The 14,454-nt window shown below is 69.9% G+C and carries 15 protein-coding genes and 1 riboswitch; of the genes, 1 reads left to right on the top strand and 14 read right to left on the bottom strand.

Annotated elements, in window-relative coordinates:
- Nucleotides 1-51 precede the first annotated feature (51 nt).
- The 5 genes from EGM46_RS02255 to EGM46_RS02240 all read right to left on the bottom strand — a co-directional run bounded on the left by EGM46_RS02255 (nt 52) and on the right by EGM46_RS02240 (nt 5,348).
- Nucleotides 52-945 carry a bifunctional methylenetetrahydrofolate dehydrogenase/methenyltetrahydrofolate cyclohydrolase gene (locus EGM46_RS02255; protein WP_125098546.1) on the bottom strand — a complete coding sequence of 298 codons (894 nt, stop codon included), beginning with the start codon at nt 943-945 and terminating at the stop codon, nt 52-54.
- Nucleotides 946-950: 5 nt separating this feature from the next.
- Nucleotides 951-2,234 (bottom strand): serine hydroxymethyltransferase, encoded by a 1,284-nt coding sequence (gene glyA, locus EGM46_RS02250; RefSeq protein ID WP_125098545.1) that lies wholly within the window; start codon nt 2,232-2,234, stop codon nt 951-953.
- A 47-nt stretch (nt 2,235-2,281) separates the two neighbouring features.
- A riboswitch (ZMP/ZTP riboswitch) is annotated at nt 2,282-2,367 on the bottom strand.
- 34 nt (nt 2,368-2,401) lie between these two features.
- Nucleotides 2,402-3,376: an ArsA family ATPase gene (locus EGM46_RS02245; protein WP_241156128.1), complete on the bottom strand. Its 975-nt coding sequence runs from the start codon at nt 3,374-3,376 to the stop codon at nt 2,402-2,404.
- Nucleotides 3,367-3,621: a cory-CC-star protein gene (locus tag EGM46_RS14925; RefSeq protein WP_241156127.1), complete on the bottom strand. Its 255-nt coding sequence runs from the start codon at nt 3,619-3,621 to the stop codon at nt 3,367-3,369. Before EGM46_RS14925 ends, EGM46_RS02245 begins: the two co-directional genes overlap by 10 nt.
- A complete protein-coding gene (locus EGM46_RS02240) occupies nt 3,621-5,348 on the bottom strand; it encodes a carbon starvation CstA family protein (RefSeq protein WP_125098543.1) in 1,728 nt (575 codons plus the stop codon). The genes EGM46_RS14925 and EGM46_RS02240 overlap by 1 nt, the downstream gene beginning before the upstream one ends.
- Nucleotides 5,349-5,531: 183 nt before the next feature.
- Between EGM46_RS02240 and purU the strand changes: the two genes are divergently transcribed.
- Nucleotides 5,532-6,416: a formyltetrahydrofolate deformylase gene (gene purU, locus EGM46_RS02235; RefSeq protein ID WP_125098542.1), complete on the top strand. Its 885-nt coding sequence runs from the start codon at nt 5,532-5,534 to the stop codon at nt 6,414-6,416.
- Between the two features lie 67 nt (nt 6,417-6,483).
- Here the strand turns inward: purU and resB are convergent, their stop codons facing one another.
- The 9 genes from resB to EGM46_RS02190 form a co-directional block, all read right to left on the bottom strand.
- Entirely contained in the window at nt 6,484-8,148 is a 1,665-nt protein-coding gene (gene resB, locus EGM46_RS02230; protein ID WP_125098541.1) for a cytochrome c biogenesis protein ResB, read from the bottom strand.
- Entirely contained in the window at nt 8,132-8,875 is a 744-nt protein-coding gene (locus EGM46_RS02225) for a cytochrome c biogenesis CcdA family protein (RefSeq protein WP_125098540.1), read from the bottom strand. The genes resB and EGM46_RS02225 overlap by 17 nt, the downstream gene beginning before the upstream one ends.
- A gap of 6 nt (nt 8,876-8,881) precedes the next feature.
- Nucleotides 8,882-9,541, bottom strand: a complete 660-nt coding sequence (locus EGM46_RS02220; RefSeq protein WP_125098539.1) for a TlpA family protein disulfide reductase — start codon at nt 9,539-9,541, stop codon at nt 8,882-8,884.
- Nucleotides 9,538-10,191, bottom strand: coding sequence for a histidine phosphatase family protein (locus tag EGM46_RS02215; protein WP_206427475.1), 654 nt, complete (start codon nt 10,189-10,191; stop codon nt 9,538-9,540). Before EGM46_RS02215 ends, EGM46_RS02220 begins: the two co-directional genes overlap by 4 nt.
- Nucleotides 10,192-10,280: 89 nt before the next feature.
- The gene (locus EGM46_RS02210; RefSeq protein ID WP_164512788.1) at nt 10,281-10,793 is read right to left on the bottom strand and encodes a GNAT family N-acetyltransferase; all 513 of its coding nucleotides are present in this window, start codon (nt 10,791-10,793) and stop codon (nt 10,281-10,283) included.
- Complete coding sequence (locus EGM46_RS02205; protein WP_125098537.1) at nt 10,790-11,839, bottom strand: LLM class flavin-dependent oxidoreductase; 1,050 nt, start codon at nt 11,837-11,839, stop codon at nt 10,790-10,792. The genes EGM46_RS02210 and EGM46_RS02205 overlap by 4 nt, the downstream gene beginning before the upstream one ends.
- A gap of 19 nt (nt 11,840-11,858) precedes the next feature.
- A complete protein-coding gene (locus tag EGM46_RS02200) occupies nt 11,859-12,620 on the bottom strand; it encodes an amino acid ABC transporter ATP-binding protein (RefSeq protein ID WP_125098536.1) in 762 nt (253 codons plus the stop codon).
- Entirely contained in the window at nt 12,617-13,369 is a 753-nt protein-coding gene (locus EGM46_RS02195; RefSeq protein ID WP_164512787.1) for an amino acid ABC transporter permease, read from the bottom strand. Before EGM46_RS02195 ends, EGM46_RS02200 begins: the two co-directional genes overlap by 4 nt.
- An 18-nt stretch (nt 13,370-13,387) precedes the next feature.
- On the bottom strand, nt 13,388-14,275 hold the full coding sequence (locus EGM46_RS02190) for a transporter substrate-binding domain-containing protein (RefSeq protein WP_164512786.1): 888 nt from the start codon (nt 14,273-14,275) through the stop codon (nt 13,388-13,390).
- Between the last annotated feature and the right edge of the window lie 179 nt (nt 14,276-14,454).

The raw sequence follows: 14,454 nt of genomic DNA, 5'->3' as shown, positions 1-14,454 counted from the left end.
TATGTGGACGGCGCGGCGCACGAAGCGCCAGCGCCCCAGCGTCCGGGCACCCTATGCGGCTGCGCGCTCCGCCATCTCGACGACGTTTTTCAGGAGCAGCGCGCGGGTCATGGGGCCGACGCCACCCGGGTTGGGGGAGACCCAGCCCGCAACGTCAGCAACCGCGGGATCGACGTCGCCCACCACGCGGCTCTTGCCGGTCTCGGGGTCGGTTTTGCGCGAGACCCCAACGTCGAGCACGATGGCGCCCGGCTTGACGTCCTCGGCGCGCACGATGCCCTCAACGCCGGCGGCGGCGACGATCACGTCGGCACGGCGCAGCTCAGCGGACAGATCCTGCGTTCCGGTGTGGGTGAGCGTCACCGTCGCGTTGAACTCGCGGCGCGTCAGCAGCGGCCCAATCGGGCGCCCCACCGTCACACCGCGGCCAACCACGACCACGTGCTTGCCCGCCCACGACAGGCCGTTGCGCTCCACCAGCTCGATGACACCGCGCGGTGTGCACGGCAGCGGCGAGGTGATCTCGGTGTTCGCGTTGAGCACGAGCCGCCCCAGGTTGGTGGGGTGCAGCCCATCGGCGTCCTTCGCCGGATCGATGCACTCAAGGATGCGATCCGTGTCGATGTGCTTCGGCAGCGGCAGCTGGACGATGTAGCCCGTGCACGCGGGATCCGCGTTGAGCTCGGCGAGCACCGCCTCAAGCTCCTCCTGCGACACCGACTCGGGCAGCTCGCGCTTGATCGACGCGATGCCGACCTCGGCGCAGTCGCGGTGCTTCCCCGCGACGTACCACTGCGATCCCGGATCCTCGCCGACGAGCACGGTCGCGAGACCGGGCACGATGCCGCGCCCGGCAAGCGCGGCGACGCGCTCGGTGAGCTCGGCCTTGATGTCGGCCGCGGCCTGCGTGCCGTTCAGGCGCTGTGCGCCGGTGGACTCAGCCACCGGGCTCACCACTCCTCGAGGCCGGGGTACAGCGGGAAGGCCTCGGCGAGCGCCGTGACGCGCGCGCGCAGCGCCTCGATGTCGCCGGCCTGCTGCAGGGTCAGCGCGATGATGTCGGAAACCTCGGCGAACTCGACGTCGCCAAAGCCGCGGGTCGCGAGCGCCGGCGTGCCGATGCGCAGGCCGCTCGTCACCATCGGCGGGCGCGGATCGAACGGCACCGAGTTGCGGTTCACCGTGATGCCGACCGCGTGCAGCGCGTCCTCGGCCTGCTGGCCGTCGAGCTGCGAGTGGCGCAGGTCAGCGAGCACCAGGTGCACGTCGGTGCCGCCCGTGAGCACGTCAACACCGGCGGCCTTCGACGCCTCGGTGGTGAGCGCCGACGCGAGGAGCTTCGCGCCCGAGAGCGTGCGCGCCTGGCGGTCGGCGAACTCCTCGGTAGCCGCGAGCTTGAACGCGGTCGCCTTCGCCGCGATCACGTGCATGAGCGGGCCGCCCTGCTGGCCGGGGAACACGTTCGAGTTGATCTTCTTATAGAGATCCAGATCGTTCGTGAGGATGAAACCCGAGCGGGGGCCGCCGATGGTCTTGTGCACGGTCGAGGAAACGACGTGCGCGTGCGGCACCGGGTTCGGGTACAGGCCAGCGGCCACGAGGCCAGCGAAGTGCGCCATGTCGACCCAGAGCGTCGCGCCCACCTCGTCGGCGATCGCGCGGAACGCCGCGAAGTCGAGCGTGCGCGGGTACGCCGACCAGCCGGCGATGATGACCTTGGGCTTCACCTCGAGTGCCTTCGCCCGCACGACGTCCATGTCGATCAGGAACGTCTCGGGATCGACGCCGTACGAGGCGACGTTGTAGAGCTTGCCGGAGAAGTTGAGCTTCATGCCGTGGGTGAGGTGCCCACCGTGCGAGAGCTCCAGGCCGAGGATCGTGTCGCCCGGCTCCGCGATCGCGGAGAGCACCGCGGCGTTCGCCGATGCGCCCGAGTGGGGCTGGACGTTCGCGTACGCGGCGCCGAACAGCGACTTCGCGCGATCCCGAGCGAGATCCTCCGCGATGTCGACGTACTCGCAGCCACCGTAGTAGCGGCGCCCCGGGTAGCCCTCGGCGTACTTGTTGGTGAGGACGGAGCCCTGCGCCTCGAGCACCGCGCGCGGAACGAAGTTCTCGCTGGCGATCATCTCGAGCGTGCCGCGCTGGCGGCCGAGCTCGTTCTTGAGGACCTCGGCGATTTCGGGATCGACGACCTCAAGCGGCTCGTTGAAGAAAGCTGACTGGGTGGACATGGTGCGCTCCTCAGGTGTTCGCTCCGCGCGGGCGGAATCGGGATCGGAATCAAGACCCAGGCGAGCGGCCATTCCGTGAAGAGGTGTCGTTCCCCGATGGTGGACCATCTGTACGCCAGTCACGACCAGATCAGCATACCAGCGCGGGGTCGCGGAGCGCCGCAAAGTTACAGCCACGCGCCGAGTGCCCGAAGCCCCTCGTCGCCGTGCACGCCGCCGGCGATGGCCGGCACCTCTGAGAGCGGCACCCCGGGGAGCTCGGCGCGGAGCGCGCGCAGCGCGGCTCCATACTCCGCGTCCGACGGGCGGCCCGCCTCGCCCGCGGCCTCCGACGCGAGCCGGTTCAGCACCACCCCGCCCACCGCGACCCCGATGCGGCGAAGCTCGGCGGCCAGCTCGCGGCTCTCCACGAGCGGGATCCGCTCGGCGGTGGTCACGAGCACGAAGCGCGCGCGCTCGGCGTCCCCGAGCACCGCGGCGAGCTCCGCGAAGCGATCGCGCCGGTGCGTGAGCACGCGTTCGAGCGCGCGATCGCGATCCGGCACGCCAGCTGCGGCGCCGTCCGCGTCGATCCCGCGCAGCGCCCCGGCGAAGCGGTCGGCGCGCGTCCGCCGATCGAGCAGCCCCTCGCTCCACGCGAGCAGTCGGCGCGGCAGGGAGAGCAGCCGGAGCGTGTGCCCGGTCGGGGCCGTGTCGAACACGGTGAGGTCGAAGTCACCGCGGCCGCGCGCCACCGCGTCGGCCACCCGCTCAAGTGTCGCCGCCTCATGGCTCCCCGGGGCGTCGCGCGCGAGCGCGAGGTGCTGCTCGGCCTGCGCGTGCATCTCCGCCGGCAGCATGCGCCGCACCGTCCCCGCGACGGCGGCGAGGTGCCGCTCGGTTGTCGCCGCAGCATCGATCTCCACACCGTCGACCCGGCCGCTGGATCCCAGCGGCGCGGTCCAGAGGCGCGTCCCAGGATCGCCGACCGCGCACCCCCAGACGTGGCCGAGATTGTGCGCGGGATCGGTGGAGACGAGCTGCACGCGCTGCCCACGCTCGGCCGCGGCGCGGGCGAGGGCCGACGCGATCGTGGTCTTCCCGACCCCACCCTTACCACCGACGAACACCACCGGCGTGCCCGTGAGCGCCGTCAGCAGCACGCGAACTGGTCCAGGGGCGAGCGCGGCATCCCCATGCGACGATGCCAGGCGTGGAACTCGGGCAGGAGGTGCGGCATCAGCTCGATCGTGTAGTACGCGACCGGGTCCGGCACCCCGAGCGTCTCGCCGAGCACGAGCAGCGTGAACAGGTCCTCCTCGTCGCGCTTCGCGCGGGCGAACGTGCGGCGGTAGGGCGCGACGGCGAGCTCGCGCGCGCCGGCCAGCAGCGATCCCCACCGGCCCACTAGCTGGCCTCCCGCACCGCGGCCTGCACCTCATCCGCGTCGGGGGCCTCGGCCGGCTCCCGCATCGCGCGCCGCATCGCAATGATGACCTCGACCGCCACCCACACGCTCGCCACAATGATGATGAGATCGATGCCGAAGAGCAGCCAGTCGGGATCACCCGGCGTCGTGAAGGTCGACAGCTGCGCGATCGCCGCCCAGAACGCCATCGCGAATACAAGGATGAGCGGGATCAGCGCCGGCCACGGGTTCCGCCGCTTTCGCAGCAGGATCACGGCCACGATCCCGAGCGTGAGCGAAGCGAGCAGCTGGTTCGTCGTGCCGAACAGCGGCCAGATCCGCAGCCCGCCCTCGCCGTCGGCACCCTGTGAGAACGTCAGCCCGAGGCCGACCACCAGCACCACGAGCGTCGCGGGGAAGCGCGAGATGCGGATCTTCAAGCCGTCGCCGATCTCCTGCACCACGAAGCGGAGCAAACGCATGCCGGTGTCCATCGTGGTCGCGGCGAAGAGCACGGCCATCGTGGCCAGCACGGTCGAGCTGAGCGAGGCGGGCAGACCGATGCCCTGCTGCATCAGAATCCCGCCGCCCTCGACGAACGCGCCGACGCCACCGGCCCCGAACTCGCTGTACACGCTCTCCCACTCGGCCGCCGTGCGGAAGCCGGCCGTCACCGCGAGGATCGTGCCGAGGGAGAGCAGCCCCTCGCCGACCGCCCCGAAGTATCCGACGAATCTCGCGTCGGGTTCGCGGTCGAGCTGCTTCGAGGTCGTGCCGGAAGCGACGGTGCCGTGGAACCCGGAGATCGCGCCGCACGCGATCGTCACAAAGAGGAGCGGGACGAGGCTGGGCGTGCCAGGCGGCGTCGCGGTGTTGACCGCCGGGGCGACGAGGTCATGCCCGGTACCGAGAAACAGCGTGCCGACGAGCACAGCGCTGTAGAGCAGGATCAGGCCGACGAACAACTGCACGCCGTTGATGTAGTCGCGCGGCTGGAGCAACACCCAGACCGGCAGCAGCGAGGCGATCCCGCCGTAGATGAAGAGCGCGACGATCCAGAACGCCGCGGGGCTCATGCCCAGCGTCGTTTCCGGCAGCACCACGGGCACCCGGTCGCCCAGCACGATGAGGCCGTACAGGGAGACCACGCCGACAATCGTGATCGGGATCAGCGGCCACTTCAGTCGGTACACCGCGATCCCGACCAGCAGCGCGACGACGATGGCGCCCCAGGTGGGGATCACCGCGGAGGGCGTGCTGATCAGCAGCCCGGTGATCACCACGGCGAACGCCGCGATCACCATGAGCAGCAGCAGGAAGATCACCACGAGAAACAGTGCGGAGCCGCGCTTGCCGATGTAGCGGGAGGACAGCGCCCCGATCGAGCGCCCCTTGTTGCGCACGGACGCCCAGAGCGCCCCGAGGTCGTGCATCCCGGCGAAGAACACCGTGCCGATCGTGACCCACAGGAAGGCAGGCAGCCACCCCCAGATCACCGCGATTGCTGGTCCGACGATGGGCGCCGCGCCCGCGACCGAGGTGAAGTGGTGCCCCCAGAGAATGAATTTGTTCGTCGGCACGTAGTCGACGTCGTCCTCAAGCTCGTGAGCCGGGGTGGTGAACTTCTCGTCGAGCTGATAGACGCGTTTGGCGAGGTAGCGCGAGTAGAAGATGTAGCCGAGCGCGAAAATGGCGAGGCCGAGAATCATGAGCAGCACGGGATTCATTGGGGGCCCTTTCGTGTGTGCGGCGCAGTGCCGCGGGGATCCCCCACTGCGTGCAGGCTACTGCGATCCGCTGGCGAATCCGAGCACTGATACGCTTTCGAAATCTCCCGCCCGGGTTCCGCACCGTCGGGCCGCAGGCCCGCGGGGCGTCACGCCAGCCGGGAGTGGAATAGAATTGGCCGGATGAACACGACCGCCACTTCCACGCTCGACACCCAGTGGGTGCTCACCCTCTCCTGCATCGATGGCCCCGGGATCGTCCACGCCATCAGTGGCGCGATCGTGGCGGCCGGCGGCAACATCGCGGAGAGCCAGCAGTTCGCGTCAGCAGACACCGGCCGCTTCTTCATGCGGCTCCAGGTCGAGGCGGTGGCGCAGCCGGACACGTTCAACGAGCGGTTCACGAGCGCGCTCGCCCCGGTGACCGAGCGCTACCACATGACCTGGCGGCTCGATCAGGTGGGCCGACCCGTGCGCACGCTCATCCTGGCGTCAACGGCGACGCACTGCGTCAACGACCTGCTCTACCGCCAGCGCGGCGGGCAGCTGCCCATCGAGGTGCCGCTCATCCTCTCGAACCACGAGACCGTGCGCGACATCGCCGAATTCTACGACGTGCCGTTCGAGCACCGCGCCATCGCGTCGCCCGAGGAGCGTGACGCGTTCGAGGCCCGCGTGCTGGAGGCGGTCGCGGAGCACGACATCGAGCTCGTGGTGCTGGCGCGCTACATGCAGATCCTCTCGCCGGGGCTGTGCGAGGCGCTCGCAGGCCGCGCGATCAACATTCACCACTCCTTCCTCCCCGGCTTCAAGGGGGCGAACCCCTACAAGCAGGCGCACCAGCGCGGCGTGAAGCTGATCGGGGCGACAGCGCACTTCGTGACGACCGACCTCGACGAGGGCCCGATCATCGAGCAGGACGTGGTGCGCGTCGACCACTCGTACTCGCCGCGCGAGCTCGTGCAGCTCGGGCAGGACGAGGAGGCGCGCGTGCTGCGCCGCGCCGTTGGCTGGTTCGCGGAGAACCGCATCCTCGCGGACGGCGACCGCACGATCATCTTCCGCTAGATACTCGGACGCTGCGCTGCCCCGAGGCCTTCGGCCCGGAGCAGCGCAGCGGGCGGTGCTGCCCTGCCTAGAGGAGCTCGCGGTGCCGCTCGCGCAGCTCCTCGACCGCGCGATCCAGCGCCGGGTCATCGCCGCGGGCGAGCCCCGCGTACTGCAGCACGACGCCGTCCTCCTGCTGCACGGCCTTCACCCACATGCGGCGGCGCGGCACGAAGAGCGACCACATCAGGCCGCCAAGGCCGGCGAGCGCGAAGAGCAGGATCCAGATCTGCGCAGGGTTCTGCATCACGTCGAACGCGGCGTAGCGCGGCACCTCCTCGAGCGTGATCGTGCCCATCCCGTTCGGCAGGTCGACGGTGTCGCCCGGCGTGAGCGACAGCGAATCCTTGTCGACCGCGCGGCCCGTCAGCTGCTCCATGTTGGTGGTGTCGAGCACGTACACCGACTGCGGCACCTGGCCGTCGATGCCGAGATCGCCCGTGAACACGTCGAGCGTGAGCACCGGGTTCTCAAGGTCGGGGTAGTTGGAGGTGAACGCGCCGGTGTCGAGTTCGGCCTGCGTCGGGTAGAAGAAGCCGCGGAGACCGAGCTGCGTCCCCTCGCCGTCCGGCGTCGAGATACCGAACGGTACCTTCACGACACCCAGGGAGGTCATATTCGTGTCCTGCGGGATGAACGGCATCGACTCCCGGTACACGACCTCGCCGGCGGCGTTCTTGATCGTGATGAGCGGCGCGTAGCCGTTCGAGATCAGGTAGATGGGGGAGCCGTGCACGCGGAGCGGGTGGTTCACCCGGATCGTGTGCTCCTCCTCCGTCTTCCCGTCGGCGCTGATGAGCGTCATGTCGGCGAGGTAGTCCTTCACCTGCCCGAGGGCGTCAATGTTGCCGTCCTCCGGGGTCATGTAGCTCACGTCGAGGGAGTTGAGTCGCAGGCTGAACGGCTCAAGGCTTCCCGTGTCGAACGCCTGGCCGGAGTTCACGGTGTCGTAGTCGATGAGCTGGTTGACCATCGTCTCGCCCTCGACGAGCACCTTCTGCCCGTTGAACGTCAGCGCCGCGCCGATGCCGACGCTGATGAGCACGCCGAGCATGGCGACGTGGAACAGCAGGTTGCCGGTCTCGCGCAGGTAGCCGCGCTCCGCGGAGACCGACACCTCGGTGACGCCGCGCCGCGTCACCTCCTGCGTCTCCACGCGGTACCGCTGCTGCTTCAGGAGCTGCGCTGCTGCGGCGACGGCGCGCTCGCTGAACTCGGCGCGCTCCGCGGGGCTCGCGTCGGGGTTCGAGACGCGTACCTCGGAGAAGCCGGCCATGCGGTTCAGCCGGGCCGGGGTTTTCGGCGGCGTGCCGCGCCAGGCCTTCCAATGGTGCGCGAGGCGCGGCAGTACGCAGCCGATCAGGGAGATGAAGAGCAGCAGGTAGATCGCCGAGAACCAGACGGAGCTGTACACGTCGAATGCCTGGATGGGGAAGGCATCGAGGATCTTGAACAGCGTCGGGTGATCCTGCTCGTACTGGACCACGCCGTTCGGGTCGGCGGAGCGCTGCGGCACGAGCGAACCAGGGATCGCGGCCACCGCGAGCAGCAGGAGCAGGATCAGGGCCACGCGCATGCTGGTGAGCTGGCGCCAGAACCAGCGGCCCCAGCCCTTCAGCCCGAGCTCGGGGGACTCTGCGCGGAGCGATCCGCCCCCGCCGGTGCCGTCGTCGTAATCAGAGGGGCGTGACATAGCCGCCGATCACCGCCTGCAGTGCAAACATCATCTTGCTCCAGAGCCCGGTCACCATGAGGAGACCGATGAGGATCAGCAGTCCGCCGCCGATCAGGTTCACGGCACGGATGTGCCGCTTGAAGAAGGTCATGGTCTGGGTCATCCAACCGAAGCCGAACGCGGCGAGCACGAACGGCAGCCCGAGTCCCAGGCAGTACATGAGCGCGAGCACCACGGAGCGGGCCACCGATCCCTGCTGAAGGCTGAGCCCCATGATGACGGTGAGCGTCGGCCCCATGCATGGCGTCCAGCCGATGGCGAACACCGCGCCGAGCACTGGCGCCCCGGCGAGGCCGAGCTTGGGCTTGAGCTTCAGCTTGCGGGTGTTCTGCGCGCGCGTGAAGAGTCCCATGAACACGAGCCCCATGACGATGACGAACACGCCCATGACGCGGGTGATGATGGGCTCCCACTCGATCAGCCAGACGCCGACGGAGCCGGCCGCCGCGAGGAACGCGACGAGGACCGCGGTGAACCCCGCAACGAACAGTACCGAGCCGAGCACCAGACGGCGCCGGTTCGGCGCTTCCCCCGGCGCGGCGCCGGCGCTCGCGCTCGCGTAGGCGAGGTAGCCGGGCACGAGGGGGAGGATGCAGGGCGACAGGAACGAGACGAGCCCGGCCGCGATCGCGATGAGCGAGGCGGCGAGCAGTTGCCCGTCCGCGACGATCTCGAAAATGCCCACGCGCGGCTACTGCTCGCCGGCCGGGGAGTTCTCGCTGTCCCCCGCAGTGGCTGGCGCATCGCCCTCGGCGAGGGTCTCCTCGATGAGGGTGCGCAGCTGCGATTCTCCGGCGAGCATACCGAGCACGCGGTGCGCGACCCTGCCCTCGCGGTCCAGGATCAGGGTGGTCGGGACGGCGTTCAGCGGCACCTGGCCGGCGAACGCGCGCTGCACGGCGCGGCCGCCCGGCATGTCCATGATCGAGGGGTACTCGACGGCGAACTCCTTGGCGAACTGCTGCGCCTGCTCGGCCTGATCGCGCGTGTTCACACCGAGGAAGGCGACGCCCTGTGTGCTGAACTCGTCGTACGCGGCCACCAGGTCGGGGGCCTCGGCGCGGCACGGCGGGCAGCCCGCGTACCAGAAGTTGACCACGGTGACCTGGCCGGTGAGGTCATCGGAGCTCAGCTCCTCGCCGTGCTCGGTCTCGCCGGAGAACACGACGGGATCGGTGCGCTCTGCCGGTGCAAAGCTCGCCGAGGTACCGTCGCCGGAGACGTAGCCTTTGTCGCTGCCCTCCTCCCACTGCTTCGAGAGATCGCTACCGCCCCCGCTGCTGCACGCGGACAGCGCGAGCGCTGCGCTCAGCGCGAGGGCCGCGACGGCCCAGGTCTTCCTGCGGATCATACGGCCCCCACATCAACGGCGTCGTCGAGCAGGCCGGCGGCCGGGGTGCGGTAGTCGACCTCGAACCAGCGCTCGCCGCGCTTCTCAAAACTCGTGATGCTCGACAGCTCGCAGCGCCGCGAGGCCGGGTTGTGGAAGAGGGGCTTGCCCGCGATGTCGAGGTGCGCCATCCAGATCGGTGACTGGTGAGACACCATCACGATGTCGCCGCCCCGCGTGCTCGCCCAGGCGTCGTCCATCGCCTGCCGCACGCGCGCGGCCACCTGGCGGTAGGGCTCGCCCCAGCTCGGCCGGAACGGGTTCCAGAACTTGTGCCAGTAGCGCGCCTGCTTGAAGGCGGCATCCGGGCCGGAGTTCACCTTGCCCTCGAAGAAGTTCGTCGGCTCGATGATGCCCTCTTCGGTGACGATCTCGAGGCCGAAGGTGCTCGCGATGGGGCGCGCGGACTGCTGCGCGCGCTCCAGCGGCGAGGCGTAGAGCTTCGCGATGGCGCGGTCGCTCCCCGCGAGCTCGAGCGCGGCGGCCTCCGCCATGCGGTGTCCGCGCTCTGACAGGCGGAATCCGGGAATGCGCCCGTACAGCACCAGGTCGGGGTTGTGGACCTCGCCATGGCGCACCAGGTGCAGCAGTTTGTCGCTCACGCTGACCATTGTACGTACGGCGCACCTGAGAATCCCGAGAAGATACCCCCTTGGGGTGTGGGCTGGGGATCCTGCCGCGCGCGTCGGCGCGAGCCGCGCTAGCCGCCCCGCCGCGCGAGCGGAAACGCGTACGTGAACAGGTCGAGCGTGCGCTCGCCTCCGATCCACAGCCCATCGCGCTCGGGCCGGCGCTCGTAGCCGAGCGTCTCGTAGAGCCGGTGCGCGCCGAGCATCGCCGGGCCCGTCTTCAGTACGACGGTGCGGAACCCCGCGGCCGCGGCTCGTGCCGCGACGTCGCGCATGAGCGCGGCGCCGACCCCGCGCCTCCGCGCGGCAGGAGACACCCCGAGCAGGCGCAGATCGAGCTCGTCCGCCGCGACGTCCTCGTGCAGGGGCGGGCCGCCGGCGCGGCGGGTCGTGACGCTGCCGAGCAGCGGCCCGTCGCCCTCCGCCGCGACCCACACGTCGGCGACGCGAGCGCGCACGGCTGCCGCGTGGAACGGATCGCCGCCCGCGTCGCGCTCGCCGTAGTCGTGCGCGTACGCCGCGCCGATGAGCTCATCGATCTCGGCGTACTCCCCTGGTAGCGCCGCGCGCACCGTGACGCTCACGCCGACTCCCGCACGGCGGCGGGCTGCCACCCGAGTGCCGGCCCGATGCTCGTGGCGAGCTGGTGCAGGATGTGCTTCCAGTCGTCGAGCTCGAACTCGAACGGCAGCTCGAAGAGATAGTCGTCGGCGGCCAGGAACGCCGGATCGGTGCGGATGAACTCGACGATCTCGTCGCGCGAGCCGAGCACGTCGCGGGCGATGATCGTCTTGCCGCCGTGCACCTGCTCGGTGCGCGGCGTGCGTGCCTCGGCGTACGCGCGGTACTTCGCCACCTGCTCGGGCCTCGCCCCGTCGGTCGGCACGATCACGCGCGCCACCGATGCGCGCGCCGCGTCGCCAGCCGGGTGCGCCGCGCGGAACGCGTCGATCTGCGCGCGCTGCACGCGCCCGAAGTTCGTATCGCCGGTGTCGGTCGTGCTGATGTTGCTGACGAGCCAGTTCAGCCCGGCGCGCCCCGTCCACTCGGCGGAGCGCAGGGAGCCGCCGCCGTACCAGAGCCGATCAGCAAGCCCGGGGCTGTGCGGCTCGACGCGCTCTGAGTCGATGTCGCCGCCGATGCCGGCATACGGTGGCACCTCTCGGACGCGGTCCCCGGCGAGGAGGCCGCGGAGTCGCTCGATCCGCGCATAGCCGTAGTCCTCGTCGCGCCAGCCCGCGTCGTGCACGAGGTCGTTCACCTCGTCGGCGTACCCGGGCGGGTGCACGCTCACCCCGGTGAGTACGCGGCCGCCCGAGAGCGCGTCGGCGGTACCGAGATCCTCGGCGAGCCGGAACGGGTTCTCGTGTCCGACCGGGATCACCGCGGTGCCGAGCCCGATGCGCTCGGTCTCGCGCGCCACCGCGCCGAAGAACACCGCGGGCGAGGGCAGCCCGTACTGCAGGTGCCTCGTGCGCACCCAGCCGCTGTCGAGGCCGAGCTCCTCCGCGTAGCGGAAGAGTTCGACGCCGTCGCGCAGCCCGCGGCCCGGATCGGCGCGGTCGAAGGGGACGAGGTGGATGAAGCCGAGGCTCTTGAGGGGCCGCGGTGCTGGGGTGTCGGTGGTCATTGCCGTGCTCCTTGGATGATCAGATTTGGTATTCGGGGCCGCCGCGGGCCAGGTGGTACTCGCGGAGGAACGCGCGGGCGCGCTCGCTCGCGTCCGGGCCGAAGAACGCCTCGGGAGAGGCATCGTCGACGATGCGGCCGTGCTCGAGGAACACGACGCGGTCGGCGATCTGCCGCACGAAGTGCATCTCGTGCGAGACGAGCGCCATCGTCTGCCCGGCGGCGGCGATCTCGCGGATGGTCTGCAGCACCTCTCCCACCAGCTCGGGATCGAGGGCGCTCGTCGGCTCGTCGAGCAGCAGCACGCGCGGCTCCATGGCGAGTGCACGCGCGATCCCGACCCGCTGCTGCTGGCCGCCGGAGAGCTGGGCGGGGTAGTGCCCGGCGTGCGCCGAGAGGCCGACCCGGTCCAGCTGCACCGCCGCGGCAGCCTCCGCCTCGCGGCGCGGCACGCCGCGCACGACGCGCAGTCCCTCTGCGACGTTCTCGAGCGCGGTCTTGCGTGCGAAGAGCTGGAACTGCTGGAACACCATCGCGGTGCTGCGGCGCAGCCGGAGCACATCGGCCCGGCTGGCGGCGGCCGCGTCGACCGTCACGTCGTCGACCGTCACGGTGCCGGCATCCGGCCGCTCCAGCAGGTCGAAGCACCGCAGCAGCGTGGACTTGCCGGCCCCGGACGGCCCGACGATCGCGGTGACCCCGCCCGCCGCGAGTTCGAGGTCGAGCCCGTCGAGGATCACGCGCTCGCCGTACGCCTTCGTGATCCCGCGCAGCGCGATCATGCGCGCACCTCGCTCGTTACTCGCGCGAGCTGGGCGCGCACGCGCACCGGGCGCGGTCGCTCCATCGAACGCTCGATCCAGCGCGCGGCCTGCTCGATGAGCACCGTGAGCGCCCAGTAGATGATCGCGGTCGCGAGGTACGCCTCGAAGAAGCGGTAGTCGCGCCCGCCGAGGATCTTCGCGTACGCCGTGATCTCGACGATCGACACGACGAACGCGAGGGAGGACTGCTTGAGCATGCCGATGAAGTGGTTCACGAGCGTGGGGAACGCCACAACGGCGGCGTTCGGCACGGTGACTCGCGTGAGCGTCTGCCACGGGGTCATGCCGAGTGCGTGCGCCGCCTCGATCTCGCGCGTGTCGACCGAGAGCAGCGCCGCGCGGATCGTCTCGGAGCTGTACGCCGCCTCGGTGAGCGCGAACGTGAACGCCGCGACGATGAAGGGCGAGAGCGCCATCGCGTCCCAGCTCGTGCCGAACGCGTGGTTGATGTAGAGGATCGCGATCGGCACCGCGTTCACGTTGAGCAGCAGCTGCACGAGCGGCGGGGTGCCGCGCAGATAGGAGACCAGCACGGCGCAGAGCTGGCTGAGCACGGGCACGCGCGCCAGTTTGACGAGCGCGAGCCCGAGCCCGAGCAGCGTGCCGATCACCGTCGCGACCACGCTGAGCGCGAGCGTCACCGGGATGTACGGCAGCAGATCGAGCACGTACCTCCCGATCGCGGGGAAATCGATGATGGTGTCCACAGCCTGGGCGATTCCCGCTTACTCGCCGGCGGCGAGTGCGGTCTTGGGCGACACGTCGAGGCCGTCGAAGAACTCCTCGCTCAGCTTCGTGAGCGTCCCGTCCGCAGCGAGCGTGCGCAGCGCCCCGTTCAGTTCCTCGACGACGTGGTCTACGTTGGGGGTCTGCTTCGAGATCGCGTACGCCGAGAACAGGTTCGTGCCGTACTCCTCGACGAGCCGCTCGCCGTCGAGCTGGGAGAAGTCGACGTCCACGCCCGTCGCGTAGCCGTCGTAGACCACCTTGTCGCTGAACACGAAGTCGGCGCCGCCCGTCGCGACCTTCTTGTACTGGGACTGCAGGTCGAGCTCGGTGTACTCGATCTCGATCTTCTTGTCGGGGTGCGCCTCGTTGTACGCCTCGAGGATCTTCGTGAAGTTGAGCCCAGGCTCCCCGAAGGTGCGCTTGCCCGCGAGCTCGTCGAGGGTCGTCGCGCCGGCGATGGAGGAGCCCGCGGCGTACGCGACCCCGAACTGGGCCTCGATGTACGGGTCGGAGAAGTCGTACTTCTCGCGCCGCTCCTCGGTGGCCGAGAGATTGTTCGCCACGATGTTGAAGCGGCCGGAGTCGAGCCCGGCGAAGAGCGCGGGGAACTCGGCGATCTGGAACTCGAACTCGAGGTCTTCGACCTGCTCGTCGACGAGCTTGAGGATCTCGATGTCGTAGCCCGTCAGCTCGTCGTTCTCGTCGAGGAACGTGAACGGCCGTGGCGAGCCGCCGGTGGCGACGAGCAGCTTCTGGGGCTCGGCTGCTGCGCCGGAGTCCGTGCCGGCGCCGTCCGCGGAAGCGGCTGGCGCGCACCCGCTCGCGCCGAGCGCGACAGCGGCGAGTGCGCCGACGAGGAGTGTGGTGCGAGCAAAGCGGGTCATGGGTGCGTCCTTTCGGGGACCGTGCGGAGATTTCGGAACACGGGACAGCGTAGGAACGATCGAGTTATTCGCCAAAGTGATATGACACATTGTTGCGAGTTATTAATCGGGCGCGCCCCCGTGTGCGCGCCCGTACGCGCGGTGCGCCCCGGTGCGCGCGGGTAGACTGGTGGGGTGAC

The sequence above is a fragment of the Leucobacter chromiireducens genome (assembly GCF_003917135.1).
Lineage (GTDB): Bacteria > Actinomycetota > Actinomycetes > Actinomycetales > Microbacteriaceae > Leucobacter > Leucobacter chromiireducens_A.
This window is presented reverse-complemented; position numbering and strand designations above follow the sequence as displayed.

Excerpts from the sequence above, each read along its gene's own strand:
- glyA (WP_125098545.1), bottom strand. The coding sequence starts at position 2,234 with ATGTCCACCCAGTCAGCTTTCTTCAACGAGCCGCTTGAGGTCGTCGAT.
- EGM46_RS02240 (WP_125098543.1), bottom strand. The coding sequence starts at position 5,348 with ATGAATCCCGTGCTGCTCATGATTCTCGGCCTCGCCATTTTCGCGCTC.
- purU (WP_125098542.1), top strand. The coding sequence starts at position 5,532 with ATGAACACGACCGCCACTTCCACGCTCGACACCCAGTGGGTGCTCACC.
- resB (WP_125098541.1), bottom strand. The coding sequence starts at position 8,148 with ATGTCACGCCCCTCTGATTACGACGACGGCACCGGCGGGGGCGGATCG.
- EGM46_RS02220 (WP_125098539.1), bottom strand. The coding sequence starts at position 9,541 with ATGATCCGCAGGAAGACCTGGGCCGTCGCGGCCCTCGCGCTGAGCGCA.
- EGM46_RS02215 (WP_206427475.1), bottom strand. The coding sequence starts at position 10,191 with ATGGTCAGCGTGAGCGACAAACTGCTGCACCTGGTGCGCCATGGCGAG.
- EGM46_RS02205 (WP_125098537.1), bottom strand. The coding sequence starts at position 11,839 with ATGACCACCGACACCCCAGCACCGCGGCCCCTCAAGAGCCTCGGCTTC.
- EGM46_RS02200 (WP_125098536.1), bottom strand. The coding sequence starts at position 12,620 with ATGATCGCGCTGCGCGGGATCACGAAGGCGTACGGCGAGCGCGTGATC.
- EGM46_RS02190 (WP_164512786.1), bottom strand. The coding sequence starts at position 14,275 with ATGACCCGCTTTGCTCGCACCACACTCCTCGTCGGCGCACTCGCCGCT.